Raw genomic sequence first — 22404 nt, 5'->3', positions numbered from 1 at the left:
CTGGATTATTTCTGCTCTTCAAGTTCGCGCTGGCGTTCGACCACTATTTTCTGCTGAACGTCGGGCGGGGTTTCCTGATAACCGTTGAATTTCATGGTGAAGTAGCCCCTGCCGCTGGTTATTGAGCTCAGCTTGTTGGCGAAATCGAGCATCTCAGCCAGAGGAGCCTGGGCGACGACTTTGGAAGTACCTTTTCCCTGGGGTTCCATTCCCATGGGGCGACCCCTTCTCGAGGTGATTTCACCCATTATATCGCCGGTTGCTTCGTCGGGAACGAAGACTTCAATATCCATTATGGGCTCGAGAATGACAGGGTTGGCATCGGTCATACCGTTCTTGAAGGCCTGTCTTGCAGCTATCTGGAACGACATATCGGAAGAATCAACGTCGTGGTACGATCCGTAGAAGAGCGTGACTTTCGTGTCCACGACCGGATAGAAGGCTACAATGCCCTTCTTCATGGCTTCGACTACTCCCTTTTCGACGGCCGGTATGTAGTTCTTGGGCACAACGCCTCCGACGATCTTGTCGATAAATTCGAAGCCGCCGCCGCGCTCGTTGGGCTCTATCCTTATCTGAACGTGACCGTACTGGCCGTGGCCACCGGTCTGTTTTTTGTGTTTGTACTCCGTTTCGACGGTCTTTCTGACCGTTTCTCTGTAGGCTATCTTCGGCTTGCCCACTTCAACATCGACCGAGAAGAGTTTCTTGAGCCTCTCTATCATAATGTCGAGGTGAACCGAGCCAAGACCGCTGATGACCGTTTCGTTGGTTTCCGGGTCGTTTTCCCACTTGAAAGTCGGATCGGACTCGGCCAGTCTCGCCAGACCTCCGCTTATCTTGTCTATGTCTCCCTTGGATTTCGGCTGGATAGATTTCGATATCATGGGTTCGGGCAGTACGGGGAGATCGAGTTTCATCTGTCTATCTTTATGCGTCGCCGTGTTTCCGACAGCGCTTTTCTTCAATTTGCTGAGCTTTACGACATCGCCGACCGTCGCTTCATCGACCTCGATTTCTTTTAGACCTTCGGGCAGTATCACATGACCGGCCTTTTCCTGGGAATCCTGATCTACTACGACGAAAGTGTCACCCTGTTTTAGACTTCCCGACAGAAGCTTCATATAGGTGAGCTTTCCAACGAAAGGATCGACGACGGACTTGAAAATATAGGCTACCAGTGGCTCTTCTTCGGTCGGGTTGACCTCGATTTTATCATCCGAAAGAAGCGTAGCGCTCCTTGGAGAACTTTCGGAAGTCTTTTTGCCGACGCTTACAACGAAATCGATCAACTGGTGGACTCCAATGTTCTTGAGGGCCGAGCCGAGAAGGACCGGAACTACTTCGTTTGCCAGGTAGGCCTTTTTCAACGCACCAACTATCTCGTCGCCGGAGAGTTCCTCACCTTCAAGGTACTTCATCATGAGTTCTTCGTCGTTCTGCACTATATCTTCGATCATCTTCGTCCTGGCCTCTTCGGCCGCCTGGGCCAGGTCGGCCGGGATAGCCGATTCACTGAAGGTCCCGCTGTTGCCTTCGTAGATGTAGGCCTTCATGGCGATGAGATCGACAAGTCCCTTGAAGTTTCCTTCACTACCAATCTGAAGCTGAACCAGTACCGGTGTTCTCTCGAAGGTGTCGGCGAGGTCGGCCAGAGCGTCCTGATAGGAAGACCTCTCTTTGTCTAGCATGTTGAAGAAGGCGATAATCCCCTTACCCTGTTCCCCGGCTATCGCACCGAACCTCTCGGTCTGTATTTCCATTCCCGCCGTTGAATTTATGACCGCAACCACATTTTCACAGGCATAGATCCCGTTAACGGTTTCGGCCATAAAGTCGGCCATACCAGGGGTATCGAGCACGTATATTCTGTTATCTCCGTGAGCGAAACTCGTTACTCCCATAGAGAAGCTGGCCTTCTTCTCCTTTTCTACCTCTTCAGTATCAGTTGCCAGGATGCCGGTTCTATCGATAAGCTTGGCATTGAACAGCATCGCATCCACCAGCTGAGTTTTTCCGGAGCCGTGGTGTCCAATGAGCGCGATATCTCTTTTGGCATCGACCGGAATCTTGTTCATAATCTGACCACCTCCAAATCTGTCTATTTACGTGTACCCATTATAACTACTGGAAGGGAAGGTATTCCAGAAGAAGGAGTGTTAACAACTTTACCTTCAACCATCATTATGGAGGACTTACCGCCATCCAGACACATCAGGGAATCGAAACCTTTGTCCTTGAAAAATTCTATCATTTCTTTCATGGATAGACCATAGCTGCTCTGCTGGTAACCGTCGATGACTATGAAAACTATCTCGCCAGTCTTCTTGATGCCCACCAGAGTTCTTGGGGCGCGAACGTCTATCAAGGATGAGGAGTAATAGTTTCGTTCGTAATCGCTTACCGGAACGCCGTCGTGGATTATCATCGGACCGCCTTCAACCGCAGAGACCAGGTTTTCTCCATAGGAGTTGATAAGTTTGAATTTGACGGTATTGCCGACGGAAATGTTTCCCGACTTCTGGACCGCCGACGGCGATAGGACGAGAACGTTAGTGCCCTGCTTTACGAAGGAGACGTAACCTTTCGAGACGACTCTTCCGGAGTTCTCGATCACCAAGTATTGGAAATCGTCGAATTCAGGGAGGGTATTTCTATACTCGTCAGTGTAGAGAACGACCTCTCCTCTGTACGGAGAGTTGACGCCGGTTATCTGTACGGTTCTTCCGCCGATTTCGGCCAGGTAGATTATGTCCATCCTGGAGACGTAAACTCTACCCTTGTCGGTTACGTACAGCGCCGGCCTGCCCAGCGAAGGCAGCCCCAGTACCTCTCCGTTTCTTATTAGCAATCCAATGGGCAGGTTCTGGTTCTGATCGAAGTATCCGCCGTTGATCATGATTTCGGACTTCCTTCGATTGAGTATATCGGAAGCCTTTTCGAGCCCGGCTATCCCGTTGGAGGCGAGCTCGACGGAGAAAACGAATTTCTCGGGATTCATTTCGAGATAAGACATGCTGAACCTGCGGCCATCGACGTACGACTCGTAAAGACTCAGAGAGTAGCTGGATGCGGTTTCTATCTGGACCGTCCTGCCCAGTCCGCTCTTGTTTCGGAAAATCACGGACAGCCCATCGATCTCGTACTCGATGTCGCCCCAGGGCTTCTCGAAGACCAGGCGAACGAAGTCTCTTCCAGATGATATCGAAACTTCATCGTAGTCCAGCAGCGGGTCGACCATAGCTGGGCGAAGGGTTATCGCCAGCGAGCCGCTCCCGGTCCACCAGTATGTTATGAAGTCAGGAAGGACCTTCCGGTCCAGCGTGATTCTGATGCTGTCGGCCTGGTTATCGATCTTCTTGATTCTCAGAGGCTGCGAATAGAGCACCAGCGAGTCTGTTTCGCTGAAAATGGATGCCCTGGTTATAACCGAGAGCAGTTCGGAATTGATGTATGCAACACCATCCCTTATCAGAAGAGCGTTATCGAATTCGTTCCCGAACTCTACTGTGGCCCTGGAAGTTTTGTGTGAAAACGATACTATCGCCCCGGAGGGCAGGATCATTATCGTCTCCTCCTGTCGGAGAGACTGGGAAATCACAACACCTTTCAGTATTTTGTCGATGATTTCGATGCTCACAAATTCGCCGGAAGGAGTCGAGATGACGACATCGTCGTAGGTCATCATCTGTCCTCTTTCGTCGAGATAAACGAGGTTTTTCGAAAGGGCGGTGAGACAAGCAACAATGAAAAGGAGAAGAAATATACGTCTCATTGGCGCCTCAGAGAACCTCGTGCACGGTCGGAGGAGGCACTACCTCGCCAGAGGAAAAAGAAAAGGTCTCGGTAAGGGCCTTCTTCTCCAACTCTACCAGTTCCCGACTGTTCCCGTGTATTATGGCCAGCGTTTCACCTCTGGCTACTCTGTCGCCGATCTTCTTCACTAATTCCACCCCTACGACCGGATCTATCACATCCTCTTTAGTCTTTCTGCCCGCTCCAAGCCTCATGCAGACAAGCCCGACACCTTCTGCATCGATTCCGGAGACGAAGCCATCGCATTCGGCCTTCACCTCTTCGATAATACCGGCTGGGGAAAGATATTTCCGGTAGTTGGTGGAGAAGTCTGTCGGACCTCCTTGAGCAGCCACGAACCCGTCGAATTTGGCCAGGGCTTTTCCCGAGTCGATCGCGTCCTTAACTATACCGGGCGCGCTCTGTTCGTCGGCTCTTCCTCCTATTATCAACATTCTTTCGGAGATCACCTGGCACAGCAGTTCAAAATCTGCCGGACCGTTGCCCTTCAGCGTCTCTATAGCCTCGATGACCTCCAGAGAATTGCCCACCATCCTTCCGAGTGGCTGGTCCATGTCGCTTATGACCGCGCCTACTTTTTTGCCTCCTCTTTCGCCGATGTCGATCATGGCCAGCGCTAGCTCCCTTGCATCTTCGAAGTTCTTCATGAAGGCGCCTCTGCCGGTCTTGACGTCGAGAAGTATTCCATCGGAATCGATGGCAAGTTTTTTACTCATTATGCTCGAGGCTATGAGCGAGATCTCTTCGACCGTTGCCGTGACATCTCTGAGAGCGTATATCTTCTTATCGGCAGGCGCGACTTCGGCAGTCTGACCGGCGATGGCTATTCCGATTCTGGAGGCCTGTCTCTTGAATCTATCTGCATCCAGCGAAGTTGTGAAGCCCGGGATCGACTCGAGTTTATCGATCGTACCCCCGGTGTGGCCCAGACCTCTGCCGGAGAGCTTTGCGAAGACCAGCCCGCAGGAGGCCACCACAGGCCCCACGACGAGGGTAACCTTGTCGCCGACGCCACCGGTTGAGTGTTTATCTACCTTGATCCCCTCGATTGATGACAGATCTATTCTCTCTCCGGAGTTCAGCATTATATGGGTCAGGTAGGATCTTTCACCCGGGGAGAGATGATTGAAGTAAACGGCCATTAACCAGGCTGTCATCTGGTAGTCGGGCACCGCACCTTTCACATAGCCCATTACCAGTTCTTCTATTTCGGACCGGGTGTTTTCCAGTCCGTTGCGCTTTTTCAGGATGATATCGTATATTCTCATTCAAACACCTTCTTCAACGGCAGTTTTACCTTGAAAATCGTACCCGTTCCATACTCGCTCTCCAGGTGGATGCTACCTCTGTGTTTTTCTACTATGAAGCGAGTTATGGCCAGCCCGAGACCGGTTCCACCCATCTTCCTTGATCGAGCCTTGTCGACTCTGTAGAACCTTTCGAAAATATGTTTTAGCGATTCTTCGGGGATCCCGACACCGCTGTCTTCTACTTCGATCAGGGCGAAATTGTTTTGCGCATAAATTCTCAGCCAGACTTCTTTCGAGCCGTGCTCTTTGGCAGCGGTGTATTTGACTGCGTTGTCCACCAGGTTCAGAAGTAACTGAACAAGTCTGTCGAAATCTCCATCTATGAAGATGCCCTCTTCCAGATCGGTGTTCAGCTGCACTTCTCTTTCATCGGCAAGCGGTTTCACTATTCTGAGAACGTAATTGGCCACCTCTACCAGTTCGACTTCTTCGAAATTGAAGGCCGCATCACCCGATTCAAGTTTTTCCAGATCGAGAAGATCGTTTATCAATCTCGTCATTCTCGCCGATTCGTTCTCGATTATCTTCAGAAATCTGTAAACGGTTTCTCTGTCCTCGAGATCGTCTTCGGCCAGCGTCTCGGAGTATCCGTGTATTGAAGTAAGCGGCGTTCTCAACTCGTGCGAGACGTTGGCCACAAAGTCTCTTCTCATCGCTTCCAGTTCTTTCTCTTTGGTTATATCTCTCAGCAATATTAAGTGCTTCACCTGTTCCTTCAGAGCAACGCGGATGATCTTGCATTCCTTTATCGCTCTCTTGGGGTAGTACATATTTATTTCCGATTCCTGGTTTTCGCCAGTCCTGATAACCTCGTCGAGCAGATCTCCAATATAATAGTTGTCTATGCCTTCGCTTATCTTCCTTCCCAGGAGTTCTTTGCTGGAGAGATCTCTGGCCGATTTGTTCACATATTCGATCCTCCCGTCGTCGGAAGTTATTAAGAGCGCTTCGCCGAGGTTATCCAGGATGGTCATCAAATTCTCCTGTCTCGCGCTGAGCCGGTTGTAAGCCTCCCGGCTCTGGGCGAGCAGTTGTTGAACTCTTTTGTATATTAAAATGAACTCGGCGCTTTGTGGAACATCCACCATGTCCGCAAAGCGCCTTTTAGCAGCTTCAGCTCGTTCGTTCTTCTGCTTCTCGACAAAAAAAAGTATAAAGAGAGAAACAGCTACAATTGTAAAAAGTAGACAGAGAAGGAGCAATGAATCAGTCTTCCTTTCCCGGGTCTCTGAACTTGTAACCTTTTCCTCTCACGGTTATTATGTACTTTGGATTCGAAGCATCTTCTTCTATCTTGGTTCTGAGCCTTCTTATGTGTACATCAACCGTTCTGGTATCGCCGTAGTAGTCATAGCCCCACAGTTTGTCGAGGAGAACGTCCCGGCTAAAGACCTTTCCTTCGTTCTCGGCCAAAAATCTCAAAAGTTCGAACTCAAGCGGAGTAAGGCTTACCATCCTGTTTCTCACTCTTACTTCGTACTTCTCGGTATCGATCTCGAGTTCTCTGGCGATTATCTTCTTGGGTCTTTCCTCCTTGGCCTGGGCACTCTGCTGAATTCTTCTAAAAACCGCTCTGATTCTAGCCAGAACCTCTCTGACGCTGAATGGCTTTGTGATGTAATCGTCGGCACCAAGTTCCAGTCCGAGGACTTTGTCGAACTCTTCGCTCTTCGCGCTGAGGAAGATCACCGGAGTCTGCCTGAACTTTTCCGTAGCTCTCAAATTTCTCACCAGTTCGAAGCCGTCCATTCCGGGAAGCATTATATCGACTATGAACATGTCCGTTTCGTTGTCCTCTGCAATCTTCAAGGCTTCTTCAGCGTCGTAGGCTTTCAGAACGTCGTAACCTTCCTTCTTCAGGTTAAAGGTCAGAAGTTCCACAATCGAGGGTTCATCATCAATAACAAGAATACTCTTCTTTGCCATGCATTTTCCACTCCTTCCGTCTCAAATTCAGTTCTTCTACATATCTCTGGAGGAAAGGGGTAGCATTTCTCTCCTCTTTCAGATATTCCAGGAAATTCTCAGAACCTGCCTCATCGATGTTTCCCAGTGCGTACTGCAGAGATGATTCCTTAAGGCTTTCAAAATCTGATTTCACGCCGGGCATTCTTAACCTGCTTTTTAGATCCCTTTCAATCTTCTTAAGCAACTGTAAGCTCTCCATCGGCATTCCTTCGAAAGGGGTGCCCGGTTTTGGTACGAGCGGATTCAAACTCAATACCACCTGCGAATAACCCATACTTACGGCCGATTTCACAATATCCACTATTCCACTCCTGTCGGACTCGTCTTCGAAGAAAGCCCCGTATATGAAATAGAGTTTGATATTTTTGAATCCTTTTTTAATGCCCATTTCCAGGGCTGTATCTATGTCTCTATCGTTTATACCTTTCCCGAAGAGGTTTCTGATTCTCTGACTTCCTCCTTCGGGTGCTATGGTGAAAATCTTCTGATTACCTTTCTTCAAAACTTCCAGAAGGTTTTCCGACAGAGCGTCCAGCCTCAACGAAGAGACCGACAGATCGTAATCTAGTTCGATCGCACGTTCCAGTACACGGTCAATGAATGGATAATCGGTTACCGTGGCCGCGACGAGTCCGAATCTTTTCGTGATATGAGCCTGGCGATCCATTATATCCAGAAGTTCGTCTGGATCTCTGAATCTGGCATTACCAAAGCGATAACCCGAAACACAGAATCTACATTTTCTTTTGCAGCCTCTACCGATCTCTATAAGAAAACGATCTTTGAAAACCGATTCCGGGGTGATAAACAAGCTCTGTCCCAGCTCATCGTCGTAAAAAACCTCTGGAGCCTCCGGTTCCAAAGTCATCACAGATACGGTTTCCTCTCTGTTCATGGACGGCCTAAGGGCGGCCAATCTTTCTAGAAAGTTCCGACTTAGATCACCCCTGTTGACCACGTCGGCTACTCTGGAAACTAGAGAATCGTTGAAATACGTCATTGCCCCGCCCATAACTATCACAGGATGGGAAGGTAATCTTTCCCCTCTTTTAAGGGGTATTCCGTAGCTATTCAAGATGTCAAAGACGTTTAGTATATCGAGTTCGAAATGCACTGAAAAGGCCCAGATCCTGAACTCGTCCAATGGCGTTAAACTGTCCAGAGAGTAAAACCTCTTCGATTCTGGAACGTAATAAAAACGCTCAGCCCTCACGTTAGGCAGCGAGTTAAACCTTTTCAAGAGTACGTGCGTCGATAAACTTGAACTCGCTACTCTGTAATCGTTAGGATATATAAGGGCTACAAGCACATCACCGGTGAAGTCTATCTCTTCTATGAAACGTTCTTTCGATCTAAAAGCCGACACCAGCGAGTATTCGTTCCAGCTTCTCGTATCCCTGGGTTTACGCACTAACGCTTCTCCTGAGAAAATCGAGAGATACGAATCTCCTTACGAACTCAAAAGAAGCTCTTAAAACTTCGTTTTGAAAGACCGTGCCTGAAAATTTGATGTTTACACCGTCTAAAACCGTTAGATCTATATTCACAGTTATCTCTTCGAAGATCTTAGCTGGCGACAGATGTCTGAGAGAAGTCTCGCACACTACACTCACCAGACCATCGACTTCAAATTCGCTGATGAGAGAATAGCCACATCCGTGGACTATCTTCAAAAGTCCACTCGTAGAGAGCAGTCCAAGTATTTCGCCATCGTAGTTTTCCGACCAGCGCAACGAAACATCATCGGGAGTGAGAGAAAAGGTGTACATCCTTCCCGTGAGAGCTCTCAATTTCTCAAGATCACGCATTTCCCAGCTCCGGCTTTCCCATGATTTTTCCACCTTCGGTTCTTGGACCGGGGGCGACATTTACATTTGCCTCTTCAAAATCGTCTTTGTAGAAGTTGCCGCGGTCGAGGCCGAGAATTTCGGCCAGTTCTTTTCCCGAAATAGTCTCTTTCTGAAGAAGGAACTCGGCCGCTTCATCGAGTTTTTTCCTCTGATCAGAAAGTACCCTCTTGGCCTTTTCGTAACTGGTGAGGACTATCTTCTTCACTTCGGAATCGATTTCGCTCGCTATCTCCTCGGAGTAGTTCTTCATCCTTGTCAGTTCTCTGCCGAGGAATACCTCTTCTTCTTCCTTGCCCCAGGCTATCGGTCCCAGTCTCTCGCTCATGCCGAACTGCGTCACCATGCTCCTGGCCATGGCGCTTGCCCTTTCGAGATCGCTGGAAGCTCCTGTGGTTATTTCACCGAAGACCAGGTCTTCGGCGGCCCTTCCACCGAGAGCCTGGGCCATGTTGTCCAGAAGCTCAGATTTGGTTATCAGGTAGCGATCCTCTAGCGGAAGGCTCTCGGTGAAGCCCAATGTCGAAGTGCCGCGTGGTATGATCGTTACTTTGTGAACGGGGAAGGCGTTCGGCAAAACAAGGCCTACCACCGCGTGTCCCAGTTCATGGTAGGCGAGGATTTTCTTCTCCTTATCGCTGATTATCCTGGATTTTTTCGCCGGGCCGGCCAGGACTCTGTCGATAGCCTCTTCCAGCTCGAACATGCCGATCATCTTTTTCTTCTTTCTGGCAGAGAGAATGGCCGCTTCGTTTATCAGGTTTTCCAGATCGGCACCAACGAAGCCGGGGGTTCTTCTTGCCAGAAGCTGCACATCTACATCGGGGTCGATCGGTTTACCGCGCATGTGTATCTTCAGAATAGCCGCTCTGCCATTGAGATCTGGTGGATCGACGGAGATTTTTTTATCGAATCTTCCCGGTCTTAAAAGAGCTTTATCGAGGATATCCGGTCTGTTCGTAGCGGCGATCACTATTACTCCGGTCTTGGCGTCGAAGCCGTCCATTTCTACCAGTATCTGGTTGAGAGTCTGTTCACGTTCATCGTGACCGCCTCCCAGGCCGGCCCCCCTGTGCCTGCCCACGGCATCGATTTCGTCTATAAAAACGATGGCCGGAGCAGATACCTTTGCCTGCGCGAAGAGATCCCTGACTCTGGCTGCACCGACACCGACGAAAAGCTCTACGAAATCCGAGCCACTTATGAAGAAGAAAGGAACCCCGGCTTCTCCGGCGACCGATCTTGCCAGAAGAGTCTTTCCCGTTCCGGGAGGTCCGACCAGAAGGATTCCTTTGGGCATTCTGGCACCCGTGTCCGTAAATATACCGGGATCTTTCAGGAAGCTAACCACATCGGCCAGTTCCTGCTGAGCTTCGTCAACACCGGCAACATCCTTGAAGGTCACCCTCTTATCGCTGCTAGTGTACTTCTTGGCCGGGCTCTTTGTGAAAGTGAAGGCCTGAGAGTTTCTCCCAGAAAGCGACCTCATGGCGAAGAACCATATGAAGACTATTATTGCCAGAGGGATTATAGTTCCCAGAAGATTCACCCAGAAGAGCGAATCGCCTCCCCTTTCGAAAGTTATGTTCACACCCCTTCCGGCGAGCTGATCTATCTGATCCTGGAAGGTTTGAGTGATCAATGTTTGAGAGGGGAAGTAGGTTTCGAGAGAACGTCTGGGGTTGTCCCCTGTAACGTACACAACTTTTCCATTGTCATAGATAACTATATCTATTATGTTATTGAAATCATCCAGAAACTTGGTATAGGGGACTTCAACGCTGGTCTCTGACGGGTACAGACCCCGAAGAGCAACAAGCAAGAATATGCCCAAAACAACATAAAAAAGGATCATCCCGAGCCTGGGCCTTTGTTCCACTGAATTACCTCCTTTCAAGGCTAAAAACTGCTAATTCGGTATATGAAGGGTCTGCTCTGCAAAGTTCACTGGTAACAACACCGGGAACCCAGAGAATCTCGCCTTTTGCATTTTCCAAAACCATCAATTTGCTCCAAAAACCCTTCATACCTTTCTCCGCGACTATTCGTTCAACTCTCCTGGTACGGCTCATCCCGAAAGGAACGATAGAATCTTTTTTATCGACCGGCCTTAGTTTCAATGGAAGGGCCATTCTTCCGATACCGCACACGCTTAAAAACCGCCCATCCAGCCTGTCAAAAGGCTTTCCCCCTTCTCTGATTCTCAACCTCCAGACTCCATGAGAGAATTCAAAGGGCAAAGAAAACACCTCTACCGCCTCAAGAGTTTCAAAAACCAGACCCTTCTTGTAAAAGAACACGTAATCTCCCAGCCTGGAGCTTTTGAGGTCTTCTCTGAATTCGACAGTCCAGCCGTTTCTATCGCTCATAAGAAGATCGTAAAAGGCCTCGACCCTCTCTCTAGAAGGCGGATAACCGTCTGAGCTCATCCTCGAGACGATCTCTCTCACAGTCTCAAAGAGCAATGCTCTGTAAACACCTTTCAAAATTACACTCTCAACGAAGAGGATTCCGTCTATCGCTTTGAACGACGACAGTGCCTCTTTAACATCTCTTTCGACTATCGAGTAGCCGTCGTAAAGATTTTCAAAAAAACGCCACATCGCTTCGTTGAAAGACGGGTTAAGCCTCTTGAACTCCGGCACTATCTTGAGACGTACAGAGTTTCTGTCAAAGCTGGTATCCAGATTTGTCTCGTCTTCCATAAATGTAACCATGTTAATTGTAACATAATCCATGATACGTTGCATATCACAGAACAGTAATGGTCTTACTATATCACCATTCGACGGTCTTAGACCAACAACTCCCTTCAATCCCGTTCCCCGTGCCATTCGAAGTAACATGGTTTCGATCAGGTCATCGCGGTTGTGAGCCACGGCGATGACGTCACATGATTGTGCGTTTTTAACTTCTCTCAGAAAATCGTATCTGACTTTTCTTGCAGCTTCTTCGACTGAGAGGCCAGGGGTCTTCGCCATGTAATCCTTCACATCTCTTCTCTCGTGAAAAAAAGCGATTCCCTTTTCGATGCAGACCTGCCTTATCATCTCGGCTTCTTCCATCGGCCCTTTTTCACGAAGACCGTGGTCCATGTTGGCCACTACCAGCTCGATCGAAAGGAGGGGCTTCAAGTTCCACAATATGTTCAAAAGAGCCATGGAATCTTTTCCGCCAGAAACGGCTACAAGAACCCTCTGGGCGGGTTTCAACAGACTCCAACGTCCGATGAAACCGAGTGTTTCCTCTTCAAGTACATGCATCTTTTACACCACCATCTATAACAATGCGCCCATTAAGGGCGCATCTGGAGCCAACGAAGGGAATTGAACCCCCAACCTGCTCATTACGAATGAGCCGCTCTGCCGATTGAGCTACGTTGGCACCTGGAATCAATTTTATATCACCCGACAGTCTATGTCAACGAGTTCACGATGCGTAGGAAACGCTCCTGCGTTCCCTGATAACAGTTACCTTTATGACTCCCGGGTATTCCAGTTCTTCCTCGATCTTTTTGGCTATGTCCATCGCAAGCTTTTCGGCCAGTATGTCGTCGACCTTCTCCGGCTCGACGATGACCCGTATCTCCCTGCCAGCCTGTATGGCGTAAGCCTTTTCGATATGTTTGAAGCTCGTGGCTATATTTTCCAGACTTTCCAGTCTCTTTATGTACATATCAAGCGATTCTCTCCTGGCACCGGGTCTGGATGCGGAAACGGCATCAGCCGCCGCCACTAGAACGGCCTCGGGTGTCATGGCTTCGGTCTCACCGTGGTGGTACTGAATCATGTTCACCACCTGGGTCTTCTCTCCGAATCTCTTGGCTATCTCTCCTCCGATGATCGAGTGCGATCCTTCAATTTCATGATCTACGGCCTTTCCTATATCGTGGAGTATGGCTCCGCGCTTGACCTTGTCAACGTTGAGCCCCAGCTCTGAAGCCATGAGGGCGGCCAAATGTGCGACCTCTATGGAGTGTTGCAGGACGTTCTGACCGTAACTGGTTCTGAACTTCAGCCGTCCGAGAAGCTTGACCAGTTCGGGATGCATGGAAGGTATCCCGACCTTCATAAGCGCTTCCTGGCCGGCTTCCTTTATTTCGTTGTAGATTTCCTTCTTCGATTTTTCGTACATCTCTTCGATGCGGGCCGGATGAATTCTGCCGTCTTCAACCAGTTTATCCAGGGTCATTTTCGCTATGGCCCTCCTTAGGGGATTGAAGCATGAGACAACAACCACTTCGGGCGTGTCGTCGATCACCAGGTCCGATCCGGTGAGTTTCTCGAAGGCCCTTATGTTTCTTCCCTCTCTACCTATTATCCTTCCCTTCATCTCGTCGGACGGCAGGCTCACAGTGCTTACGGTCACATCACCGGTGTAATCGGCCGCATACCTCTGTATAGAATTAACGATGACCCATTTTGCGTAACGACTTCCCTCTTCGTCGTATTGGTCCTTAAGCTGCTTAAGTTTCTGTGCCAGATCGTGCTCGTAGATCTCCTCGGCCCTCTTGAGGACAATATCCCTGGCCTCTTCCATGGTGAGTTCGGAAAGGTGGAATAGCTTCTTTTCAGCCTCTTCTTTCATGGTCTCCACCGCTATTCTTTCGTTCTCCACCTGTTGTCTCGCCTTTTCGATAGTCTCTTCTTTCTTATCGATGTTGTCCTCTCTTCTCGAGATCCTTTCTTCCCATTGTTTGAGTTCTTCTCTGTCTCTCTTGAACTCTTTTTCTTGCTCTTCCCTCAGTTTATGTAATTCTTCTCTGCCCTCGATCAAGGCTTTCTTTTTGAGGTGTTCGGCCTCTTCGTTTGCCCTTTTTAGTATCGATTCCGAGTCTTGTTTAGCCGCTTTAAGCTGATTTTGCAAATCATCTTTTACTTTTTTGACGGCCCGAGGAATCAATATATAATAGGCCAGGGCAAATCCGGCTGCCAGACCGACCATTATTCCAACTATTACTAAAATCATCCACGCGTCGCTGGCCCTTTGCTGTAATTACTCGAGGATACCAGCTCCCTCCTTTCACAATATCTCTCTCAATACTTCGTCGATGCTCCCGATCGAGAAACCTTTTCTGAAGAGTTTTCTCTTTAGTTTCTCAGCATCCTCTGCCCTCGCGTTTCCAATGGCTCTCTTGATTATCTCCTTCAGGTCGCATTCTTTCATTTCTCTGTTCATGGCCGCCTCTATCGTTTCCTCGGCCACACCCAGCTCTAAAAGTTCCATCTTAAGTCTGAACGGACCTTTGTAGTGCACGTTGAGACCATCGCTTATATAAATGCCCGCAAATCGCTCATCGTTTATCAGACCCTGCTCCTCGAGTTTATTCATGGTTTCGGCGATTTCATCCTGCTCATATTGTCTTCGAGAGAGATATTCCTGAACTTCTCTGGCCGATCTAAGCCTGAATTTCAGGTATCTCAACGCATCGCCGACCGGATCGGACTTCATTCTTCTTCCTTTTCCTCTTTTTGCCTTTCCAGCAGGGGCAGATTGTTTGTGGTCCTGAGTCTGTTCTCGATTTCGAACATAACTTCGGGGTTGTTTTTAAGATACTCCACTCCGTTGGCCTTCCCCTGTCCGATGCTGACTTCCGCGTTATCGGGGGTTATATAGTTGTACCAGGCGCCTTTTCTCTCTATTATGTTTGCGTCGGCGGCCAGGTTGAACAGCTCGTTGGCATGCTCAATACCCTGTCCGTAGATGATATCGACTTTGGCTTCTCTGAACGGTGGGGCCACTTTATTCTTCACGACCTTGATGGTTGTTTCATTTCCAAGTACGTTGGTTCCTTCTCTGATAGCGCTTCCCTTTCTTACCTCTAGTCTTACCGAAGAGTAGAACTTCAGTGCTACTCCTCCGGTTGTGGTTTCAGGATTTCCGTAAACGACACCGATCTTCATTCTTGTCTGGTTGATGAAGACAACTATGCATTTGGATCTGTTCACATTGCCGGAGATCTTTCTCAGAGCCTGCGACATAAGTCTGGCCTGGAGGCCGACCTGCAGTTCGCCCATGGCTCCTTCTATCTCGGTACGCGGTACGAGGGCCGCCACGGAGTCAACCACTATAAGATCTACGGCGTTGGATCTGATGAGTCCATCTACTATATCGAGTGCCTGCTCACCGTAATCGGGCTGTGAAACCAGAAGATTATCGACATCAACTCCCAGATTCTTTGCGTAATTGATATCGAGCGCATGTTCGGCATCTATGAAAGCCGCTATGCCGCCGCGCTTCTGTACCTCGGCAATCGCATGAAGTGCGATCGTTGTCTTGCCGCTGGATTCGGCACCGTAAATTTCGACGACTCTCCCCCTCGGGTAACCACCGACGGTGAGGGCGATATCCAGAGCCAGCGAACCGGTGGAGATGACTTCGATGTTCTGATCCTCTCTTTCACCCATCAACATAACCGAACCTTTTCCGAACTGCTTTTCGATGTCCTTTATTGCTCTTTCAAGTGCGTTCTTCTTATCCTTCGAAATCATGCTTAATCAGTCCTCCTTCAAAACTGCACGTGAAGACTTCCCTGTACTTCGCTCCCTCTCTGGAGAGAATAGACTCGAACACGCTCACTTCGTTGACCTGAAATACTATCTTCTCTGTTTCGATGGTTTCGAGAAACTTACGCCAAAGGGGCGGGCTGAACTTCATCCTCCCTACCGTAAGATGAGGCCTGAAATTGTCCTCGACGGGAAAATTCATCGATTCCAGGACAGATCGGACTTCTCTGTAGAGGTTTGAAAGTGTCTGATTCCTTTCTATACCGATCCATACAACTTTAGGCAGTTCTTTATGCTTGAAGTAACCGAGCTTTCCGGTCTCGAGAGTGAAAGCGGGAAAGCCCCGAAGCCTTTTGGAAAGCATCGTAGCCAGTAGCTCCAGCCTTTGAACCTCCACGTTGTCCAGGAATGAGATAGTGACGTGCGAGTTGCCCCCCGGCACCCACGAGGCTCTGAAGCCCATTCTCTTGAGTTTTTCGACCACCGATTCAACCATCGTCTGAACCTGCTGCCCTGTGTCTATAGCGATGAATGAGCGCAACTCAACTACCCCCTTTGAAAATCTGCAAATTCTTTCTGAGGTAATTGAAGCCGCTCGCGAGTGTGAGTGCCGCAACCAACAACTCTATGACAACTATCAGCGGTGGACCAAAAAGACCCCATATTACATTCAAATAAAGGATTCCAATGAAGACCATTTGAGATACCGTCTTGGCCTTGCCGAAAAGATCGGCCGCGATCACTCTCCCCCGATTGGAGGCCATCATCCTGATTCCCGATACCATGGTATCTCTGAAGATCATCACGAAGAGAAACCAGACGCTAATCTTCGACAAAGTCAAAAAGCCCAGGAAGATCGATGTCACCAGTATCTTGTCGGAAAGCTGATCGAGAAACTTTCCCAGATCGGTTACCAGACCGCGCTTTCGGGCTATTCTTCCGTCGAAGAAGTCCGTCAATGCCGCGACGACGAAGACCACGGCCGACAGAAAGTATAGAACCGTTCCATTCCCGGCCGTCAAAAAAAAGAGGGCCGGAACGGTGAGTACTATCCTGCTCAAGGTCAATAGATTAGGCAAGTTCATCAAGAACAACACCTTCCATATCGTGTTCAAAAGTATCTGTGATTCTAACGTTAGTGAAAAGTCCCTCTTCGACGTGACCTTTAAGCACGACCACGCCGTCTATTTCCGGGGCACTGTTGAAGGCTCTGCCAATGCTGTAGCTCTGTCCCGCCTCTTCGACCAGAACCTTCAACACCTTACCTCTGTACTGACTCAACCTTGCAGCCGATATACCGTCCTGTTCCTGTAGGAGAAGTTCGAGCATCTCCTTCGCGCGGACGGTGGTGGTCGTTCTTCTCTTGTTGAAAGAATCTGTTCCCTCTTCACTCGAATAGACGAATCCTCCAAGTCTGTCGAACTCGACGCTTTTCACGAAGTTCATGGTTTCTCTGAAAGTCTCTTCCGTCTCTCCGGGAAAACCCAGCATTATAGTTGTTCTCAATACGCTGTGAGGAGCCTTGTCTCTTATAAAATTGAAGATCGAACCGAGCTCCGAACTATTCCTGGTCCTGCCCATCGCTTTCAAGATTCTGTCCGAGCCGCTCTGGACTGGCATATCAAAGTAATCCACAACCTTAGGTAACTCGAGCATGGTATCGATCAGAGGAAGATCGACGTGGTCGGGGTGGAGATACATAACCCTTATCCAGAATTCTTCGTTCAGATCGTTGAGTTCCCTCAACAGACGACCCAGATCCAGATCGCCGTCGAGATCCCTGCCGTACTGGGTATTATCCTGAGATACAAGTACAATTTCCTTGACACCTTTCCTCACAAGGGAAAGTGCTTCGCTTTTTAGGCTCTCCAGAGAACGGCTTACAGAGAGTCCCTTGAAGAGAGGTATCGAACAAAAGGCACAGTTTCTATTACAGCCGTCGCCTATCTTCACATAGGCGCTGTAACCTGTTGCCCGGCGGTTGAAGTAGCCATAGACTCCTTCCGGCTCTTGAAAATAAAAGAGTTCACCCCTCTCTATGAGTCTGGCCAGAGTCAGTGGACTCGTGACACCTATCAATCCATCGAGCTCTGGAATATCCGACTTCATTTCGTCGAAATACCTCTGAACCAGACAGCCTACGGCGATGATTTTAAGCCCGGGCTTCCCTTTTCTGGCCGAAATGGCCTTGAATATCTCGTCGATGCTCTCTTTCTTCGCCTCTTCGATGAAACCACAAGTGTCTATAATTATCAGATCTGTCTCGTCGATTTCATCGACTATCGTGTGACCCTGGCTCTTCATGATTCCCGCAAAGTTGTCCATGTCGGCCAGGTTCTTGGGACAGCCCAGAGTGAGTACTCCGAGGTTCATAACCTTTCCTTTCTCTTCTGCAAGTACTGCTCACGAATCTTCATGAGTTCTTCCACGTACTCGCGATCCCTGTAATTTGGGTAAGTATAGGGCAGCGGGGTAAATTGACCGTTTATGAACACCAGGGTAATCTCTGCATACATTCCGTCGCCTATGTAGATGCGATTGGCCCAATGCTTGGTAGATGCCAGGACGAACTGAGCGTGATGTACATAACCGGGATCGACATTGACCTTTCTCTTGCCATCAACCGACAGGTCTATCTCGATGGTGTTGGTGATGTGTTTTATCAATGAAAGCTGCTGTGGATGTATCAATCTCTTGAAAGACAGTAATTTTCCCGAGAGCTTGTACCCCATCTCGTCGTTATAGAAAGAGGTGAATCGATCGAAATCGAGAGTTTTTGAGATGTAATCGACCGGTCCGAAACTTCTTTCAAGAATAGGTTGTACTTCTTGGAGTCTGTAATCTATATAAGAGCCAAAAATAAACGTAACCAGATTCACCAGTTCAGTTCTTCTGAGATCTCCCATTTATCTTACACTCACTTCCACTTGTGGAATTGTCACGCTGACCACCTTTTCACCACTTTTAATTGTATATCTTCCCAGGGTCTCTTGCCTTACAACTACTCTCTCATTGCGACGAACCTTTATGATGAGGCTTTCTCCGGCCACCAATCTGTAGCCTTCGTCTCCGATCAATATTCTCAACCCGGCCGATAACGATTGGAACTCTATTTCGTATTCGACGGCCATCTTGTCTTTTACGAAACGATAGAGAAAAAGTGATTCGACAAAAAGAAAAAGCGAAATGACCAACAACAAAATGATTATCATCTGATCATTGAAATTGCCCCTCTTTGCCATAAAATAGAACTCCCACCATTCTCCAGGTAAAGGACTACAGCAATTATAGCATGGGAAAGCACTACAATCTGAGAGCCCAACACTGGGGCCGTAGAGAATCCACACGTGATATAATTTTCACAAATGGAATCTCTGTGATTTTCAGGGGGTTGATCGGATTGGATAACCAGAAAATTCCGAAACCAACCATAAAGAGACTGGCCGTGTATCACAGATGTCTTGAAAATATGCTCTTTTCTGGTAAGGCGAGTGTGTCGTCCAAAGATATCGCCGATCAACTCGGCATAAAGGCCAGCCAGGTTCGTAAAGACCTATCGTATTTTGGCGAGTTCGGAAGACGCGGAGTCGGCTACAACACCCAGCAGTTGCTAGACAGTGTCAGCGATATTCTGGGAATGAGAAAGGTATGGAACGTGTGCATAGTAGGTATGGGAAATTTAGGAATGGCCCTGGCCACATATCCGGGACTGGGCAGGTCGGGCTTTTTCATTAGGGCTCTCTTGGACAACAACCCCAACAAGATTGGGATTCCCATTCCGAACGATCTCTCGATCGAGCCCATTTCGGTCCTGAAGAGTGTCGTGAAAGAGAGAGCGATAAATATGGGAGTGATCACGGTACCGGCCGAGGTGGCTCAGGAAACGGCCGATGCGCTGGTTGATGCGGGAGTACAGGGAATAGTGAACTTCGCTCCGGTAAGGTTGAATCTGCCCGATAGTGTGAACGTAGAAGAAATAGATATTTCCGTTTCCTTCCGATCTCTGGCCTTCAGCATAAGTCTTCACTCTGGCAGGAGGAGGAGGGAGTAATGGTTCTGGTCTCTATAATCGGCGGAAGCGGTGCCGGGAAGACCTCGGTCACGAACGTTATATACAACCATTTCAACGACCGGGCCGCCGTACTTTCCATGGATGATTACTACAAAAACCTGGAACCGGGGACCGATCCAAGGGAGTTCAATTTCGATTCGCCCAAAGCCTTTGACTTCGAGCTCTTCGAGTCGCACCTCAGAACTATAAAGGAGAACGGTACTGTGAAAGTGCCTGTCTATAGTATGGTGACATACAGACGAGAGGACGGGATATGGAGAACATTCGAACCCAGACCGCTCGTGCTGGTCGAGGGATTGCTGGTGATGTTCAGGAAAGAGATGAGAGAACTGTTCGATTTCTCGATTTACATCGATGCACCGGCCGATGAGAGGCTGATCAGGAGAATAGAGAGAGATACCAGGGAGCGTGGTCGTTCACTCGAGAGTATAATCACTCAGTACAGGAAGTTCGTCTCTCCGTCGTTCGAGAGTTTCATAGAACCCCAGAAGTATTTTTGTGATATAGTTTTACCTGACGGCGCTGCCAACACAACAGGGCTCAACGTCATTATCAATGCCATAGAGAACATGCTAAAAAAGTGATCGGGGCTGGAGGTGTGAAGTGCCAAAGAGATTTCTCACGGTCGTTCTTTTACTAGCCGTTTCTGTACTCTCCTTTTCTTTCAGCCAGGAAGAGGTACTGGATAGATTCAAGAGCTATATGAACGATTATCAGAGAGAAGCTCCGGAACTCCAAAAGATAAAAAAGCTGGAAGAGGATCTGAACTATCTCTCCGTTTACAGGTTGTACAAACTTCAAACGGTCGGTAGTATCGAGAAGAAGGAAAGTGCGACCACCATAGCCGATCTTCTTTCAAGGCATCTTGAATCGCTTCCGGCCGAGGACTTTTCGAGCAACGACGACAGGATAGCCTACAGTGCCTTTCTCGCATGGGTGCTCTCGGATTTCTCCGGCAAGGCTTTCCAGGTTGGAACTCTGAACGAGATGCCCGCCTACCTTTCGACATTCAACTCCTTCACCAGTCAGGTCAGGAGTATGGCCGAAGCTGTCTACAAAGAATGGATGGCTTACGCGCTGGGCCTGGTCAAAGATGAACCATCGGTCTTTCCGGGCGAGCTGAAAAAGACCGATACTTTTGCTCAGTACTCTCTAAAAGCAGACGCCGACGAGAAATCCGAAAGAGAGATACTCTCTCTGTCCAGCAATCAGATTTACAATCTTCTCAATTCGAGTATCGATACTATTGGCAAGCGCGAGTACGACATTTCATCGCTGGTAGAAGAGGAAGTGAAGAGATTCGCCGTTCAGGCGACGCTGGATGTGGCTCCCCTCATGGATTCCAATCTGATGAACGCTGCGAGAGACCTATTCCAGCTCTGGTTGTACAGATCGCTCGGGCTGGTCGAGGAAGTTCCTCACTATCCGGCCGAAATAAGTGTTAAAACGCTTTCTATCAAAGGGTTCAATTTGAGTTTACCTCTGGATAATCCAGATTACGAAAGAGTGGTTGAGATCCTCAACAACAATCTGGATTCGCGTCTGAAGTCCATCGAGAAGCTACAGATGGCTTCGCAGGTACTTTCCATCAGACAGTTCACCCCGGTAGGTCTAATAGAGAGGGACATTGGCGACGAAGTGAAAAAGATAATCCCCGTTCAGGCCGGCATCCTGGGGCAGTTGCGGAATTCGTTATCCAGAGAGATCGTCTCCGTGAGCGAAAAGGGCGTAAATCTCTGGTGGTTAAGATTTGTAGGTTATATAATTCTAGCTTTGATAGCCTTTTTCCTTCTTCCGGCGCTCAGAAAATACTGGCTAGGGATCGTCATTACCTTCGAGATATTCTATATGCTTTTCCTGACCGACGTGACGAGGAACCTCTTCGATCTCTCGCTGTACTCGATAATAGTGCTACCGGTCTTCGCCTTCATTCTGATAATGGCCGTCTTCTCGATTTTCAAGAAGGGCGGAAAAAAGTCGCTGCTAGTGATAAAGCTTCTACTACTGGCGACGATCGCGATCTTTCCGTTTTTGAAGCTTTACAACGATGTACCGGAGATCTCGATGGACAGTTTCGAAGGTTTCTACGATTCGATCTATTATTCAACTCTCAAGAGGGATCTCTTCCTCGCACCCGAGTCTCTGATAAGCCTCGAAATAAGGGATCTAAGTTCGGTCGTCTCCAGCGAATTGAACAGCTTCAAGAGAGTTTTGAGAGTCATCGTGCCCAACGAGATGAACGCATTTTCCAACAACGCTGGTCTATCATACACCGTTGACGGCAACGGAAGACTAAGAGTAACCGCACCGGCTTTTTCAGAGTACATGTCTATCGAAAACCAGCAAGCCTACGCCGATGAACTCCGTGGATTGTCGAAAGACCTGAACAGTTTCATAAGAGACAGCGAAAGAAACGCCAGAACTTACGAGTCTTTGCTTAAGAGTTTCGTATCTTCTTCCGAGAGGATAATTAGATATTCGGGAGAAACACTGAGGGCAGACTTCACTGAATTCGTCGAAACCTCGCTCAAGTCCAAACCCGAGCTGAACGTAGTTATGGACGACTATCTCGCTGAGGTGTCCGACGATTTGGAAAGAGAGGCTCTTCCGGCCGTTGTGAGAGTCTTCAGGGTTCCAAAATTCGTTGCACTGGCACTGGGTCTCTTCCTGCTCTCGGCTGTCGTTTTTGTAGTTAAGAAACCGTTGATCTCACTGATCAATATCGTCGTTGTGAGTGTTTATTTCGTGATATCTCTTGCCGGAATCAAAGAGCTAACTCTATTCGTTCAAGGTGGCTCCCCAGTTCTCAACATAACTGTTGATCCGTCCGTAAACGCTTTGTTTTTGATTGTTTTTGCAGGTATAATTGTTCTATCAGTTCTATG

General features: G+C 48.6%; 20 protein-coding genes and 1 tRNA gene. 3 read left to right on the top strand and 18 right to left on the bottom strand.

The genetic code is table 11. The features are described from left to right. Window positions 1-5: 5 nt before the first annotated feature. The 18 genes from fusA to PKX57_RS03395 all read right to left on the bottom strand — a co-directional run bounded on the left by fusA (window position 6) and on the right by PKX57_RS03395 (window position 18689). Window positions 6-2078 (bottom strand): elongation factor G, encoded by a 2073-nt coding sequence (fusA, locus tag PKX57_RS03480; RefSeq protein WP_213920075.1) that lies wholly within the window; start codon window positions 2076-2078, stop codon window positions 6-8. Window positions 2079-2101: 23 nt separating this feature from the next. Further along, window positions 2102-3775 carry a phosphodiester glycosidase family protein gene (locus PKX57_RS03475; protein ID WP_472416025.1) on the bottom strand — a complete coding sequence of 558 codons (1674 nt, stop codon included), beginning with the start codon at window positions 3773-3775 and terminating at the stop codon, window positions 2102-2104. Window positions 3776-3782: 7 nt separating this feature from the next. After that, a complete protein-coding gene (locus PKX57_RS03470) occupies window positions 3783-5084 on the bottom strand; it encodes a thymidine phosphorylase (protein ID WP_472416023.1) in 1302 nt (433 codons plus the stop codon). Continuing rightward, window positions 5081-6214, bottom strand: a complete 1134-nt coding sequence (locus PKX57_RS03465) for an ATP-binding protein (RefSeq protein ID WP_213920078.1) — start codon at window positions 6212-6214, stop codon at window positions 5081-5083. Before PKX57_RS03465 ends, PKX57_RS03470 begins: the two co-directional genes overlap by 4 nt. A 118-nt stretch (window positions 6215-6332) precedes the next feature. Beyond that, a complete protein-coding gene (locus PKX57_RS03460) occupies window positions 6333-7052 on the bottom strand; it encodes a response regulator transcription factor (RefSeq protein WP_169699345.1) in 720 nt (239 codons plus the stop codon). Continuing rightward, the gene (locus PKX57_RS03455) at window positions 7024-8505 is read right to left on the bottom strand and encodes a B12-binding domain-containing radical SAM protein (protein WP_472411392.1); all 1482 of its coding nucleotides are present in this window, start codon (window positions 8503-8505) and stop codon (window positions 7024-7026) included. Before PKX57_RS03455 ends, PKX57_RS03460 begins: the two co-directional genes overlap by 29 nt. Further along, a complete protein-coding gene (locus PKX57_RS03450; RefSeq protein WP_213920080.1) occupies window positions 8498-8902 on the bottom strand; it encodes a thioesterase, FlK family in 405 nt (134 codons plus the stop codon). Before PKX57_RS03450 ends, PKX57_RS03455 begins: the two co-directional genes overlap by 8 nt. After that, window positions 8895-10820, bottom strand: coding sequence for an ATP-dependent zinc metalloprotease FtsH (ftsH, locus tag PKX57_RS03445; RefSeq protein ID WP_213920081.1), 1926 nt, complete (start codon window positions 10818-10820; stop codon window positions 8895-8897). The genes PKX57_RS03450 and ftsH overlap by 8 nt, the downstream gene beginning before the upstream one ends. Before the next feature lie 4 nt (window positions 10821-10824). Further along, window positions 10825-12204, bottom strand: coding sequence for a tRNA lysidine(34) synthetase TilS (gene tilS / locus PKX57_RS03440; RefSeq protein ID WP_472416021.1), 1380 nt, complete (start codon window positions 12202-12204; stop codon window positions 10825-10827). A gap of 45 nt (window positions 12205-12249) precedes the next feature. Then, window positions 12250-12325: transfer RNA gene (locus tag PKX57_RS03435), tRNA-Thr, on the bottom strand. 45 nt (window positions 12326-12370) lie between these two features. Further along, window positions 12371-13909, bottom strand: coding sequence for a ribonuclease Y (gene rny, locus PKX57_RS03430; RefSeq protein ID WP_472416019.1), 1539 nt, complete (start codon window positions 13907-13909; stop codon window positions 12371-12373). A gap of 54 nt (window positions 13910-13963) precedes the next feature. Further along, window positions 13964-14392, bottom strand: a complete 429-nt coding sequence (locus PKX57_RS03425; RefSeq protein WP_472416017.1) for a regulatory protein RecX — start codon at window positions 14390-14392, stop codon at window positions 13964-13966. Beyond that, on the bottom strand, window positions 14389-15432 hold the full coding sequence (recA, locus tag PKX57_RS03420; RefSeq protein ID WP_213920084.1) for a recombinase RecA: 1044 nt from the start codon (window positions 15430-15432) through the stop codon (window positions 14389-14391). Before recA ends, PKX57_RS03425 begins: the two co-directional genes overlap by 4 nt. Beyond that, the gene (gene thpR, locus PKX57_RS03415; RefSeq protein ID WP_213920085.1) at window positions 15416-15988 is read right to left on the bottom strand and encodes an RNA 2',3'-cyclic phosphodiesterase; all 573 of its coding nucleotides are present in this window, start codon (window positions 15986-15988) and stop codon (window positions 15416-15418) included. Before thpR ends, recA begins: the two co-directional genes overlap by 17 nt. Before the next feature lies 1 nt (window position 15989). Continuing rightward, on the bottom strand, window positions 15990-16532 hold the full coding sequence (gene pgsA, locus PKX57_RS03410; RefSeq protein WP_214050128.1) for a CDP-diacylglycerol--glycerol-3-phosphate 3-phosphatidyltransferase: 543 nt from the start codon (window positions 16530-16532) through the stop codon (window positions 15990-15992). Continuing rightward, window positions 16519-17820: a 30S ribosomal protein S12 methylthiotransferase RimO gene (gene rimO, locus PKX57_RS03405; RefSeq protein ID WP_472416015.1), complete on the bottom strand. Its 1302-nt coding sequence runs from the start codon at window positions 17818-17820 to the stop codon at window positions 16519-16521. Before rimO ends, pgsA begins: the two co-directional genes overlap by 14 nt. Further along, window positions 17817-18353 carry a DUF4416 family protein gene (locus tag PKX57_RS03400; protein WP_169699356.1) on the bottom strand — a complete coding sequence of 179 codons (537 nt, stop codon included), beginning with the start codon at window positions 18351-18353 and terminating at the stop codon, window positions 17817-17819. Before PKX57_RS03400 ends, rimO begins: the two co-directional genes overlap by 4 nt. Further along, window positions 18354-18689: a hypothetical protein gene (locus tag PKX57_RS03395; RefSeq protein ID WP_169699357.1), complete on the bottom strand. Its 336-nt coding sequence runs from the start codon at window positions 18687-18689 to the stop codon at window positions 18354-18356. Between the two features lie 158 nt (window positions 18690-18847). Between PKX57_RS03395 and PKX57_RS03390 the strand changes: the two genes are divergently transcribed. The 3 genes from PKX57_RS03390 to PKX57_RS03380 form a co-directional block, all read left to right on the top strand. Further along, window positions 18848-19498: a redox-sensing transcriptional repressor Rex gene (locus PKX57_RS03390; protein ID WP_213920090.1), complete on the top strand. Its 651-nt coding sequence runs from the start codon at window positions 18848-18850 to the stop codon at window positions 19496-19498. Then, window positions 19498-20103, top strand: coding sequence for a uridine kinase (udk, locus tag PKX57_RS03385; RefSeq protein ID WP_213920091.1), 606 nt, complete (start codon window positions 19498-19500; stop codon window positions 20101-20103). The genes PKX57_RS03390 and udk overlap by 1 nt, the downstream gene beginning before the upstream one ends. 19 nt (window positions 20104-20122) lie before the next feature. Next, the coding region (locus PKX57_RS03380; protein WP_472416013.1) for a hypothetical protein at window positions 20123-22404 on the top strand (2282 nt) is incomplete at its 3' end.

This window comes from Mesotoga sp. (genome assembly GCF_035363035.1).
In the GTDB taxonomy this organism is placed as follows: Bacteria; Thermotogota; Thermotogae; order Petrotogales; family Kosmotogaceae; genus Mesotoga.
This window is presented reverse-complemented; position numbering and strand designations above follow the sequence as displayed.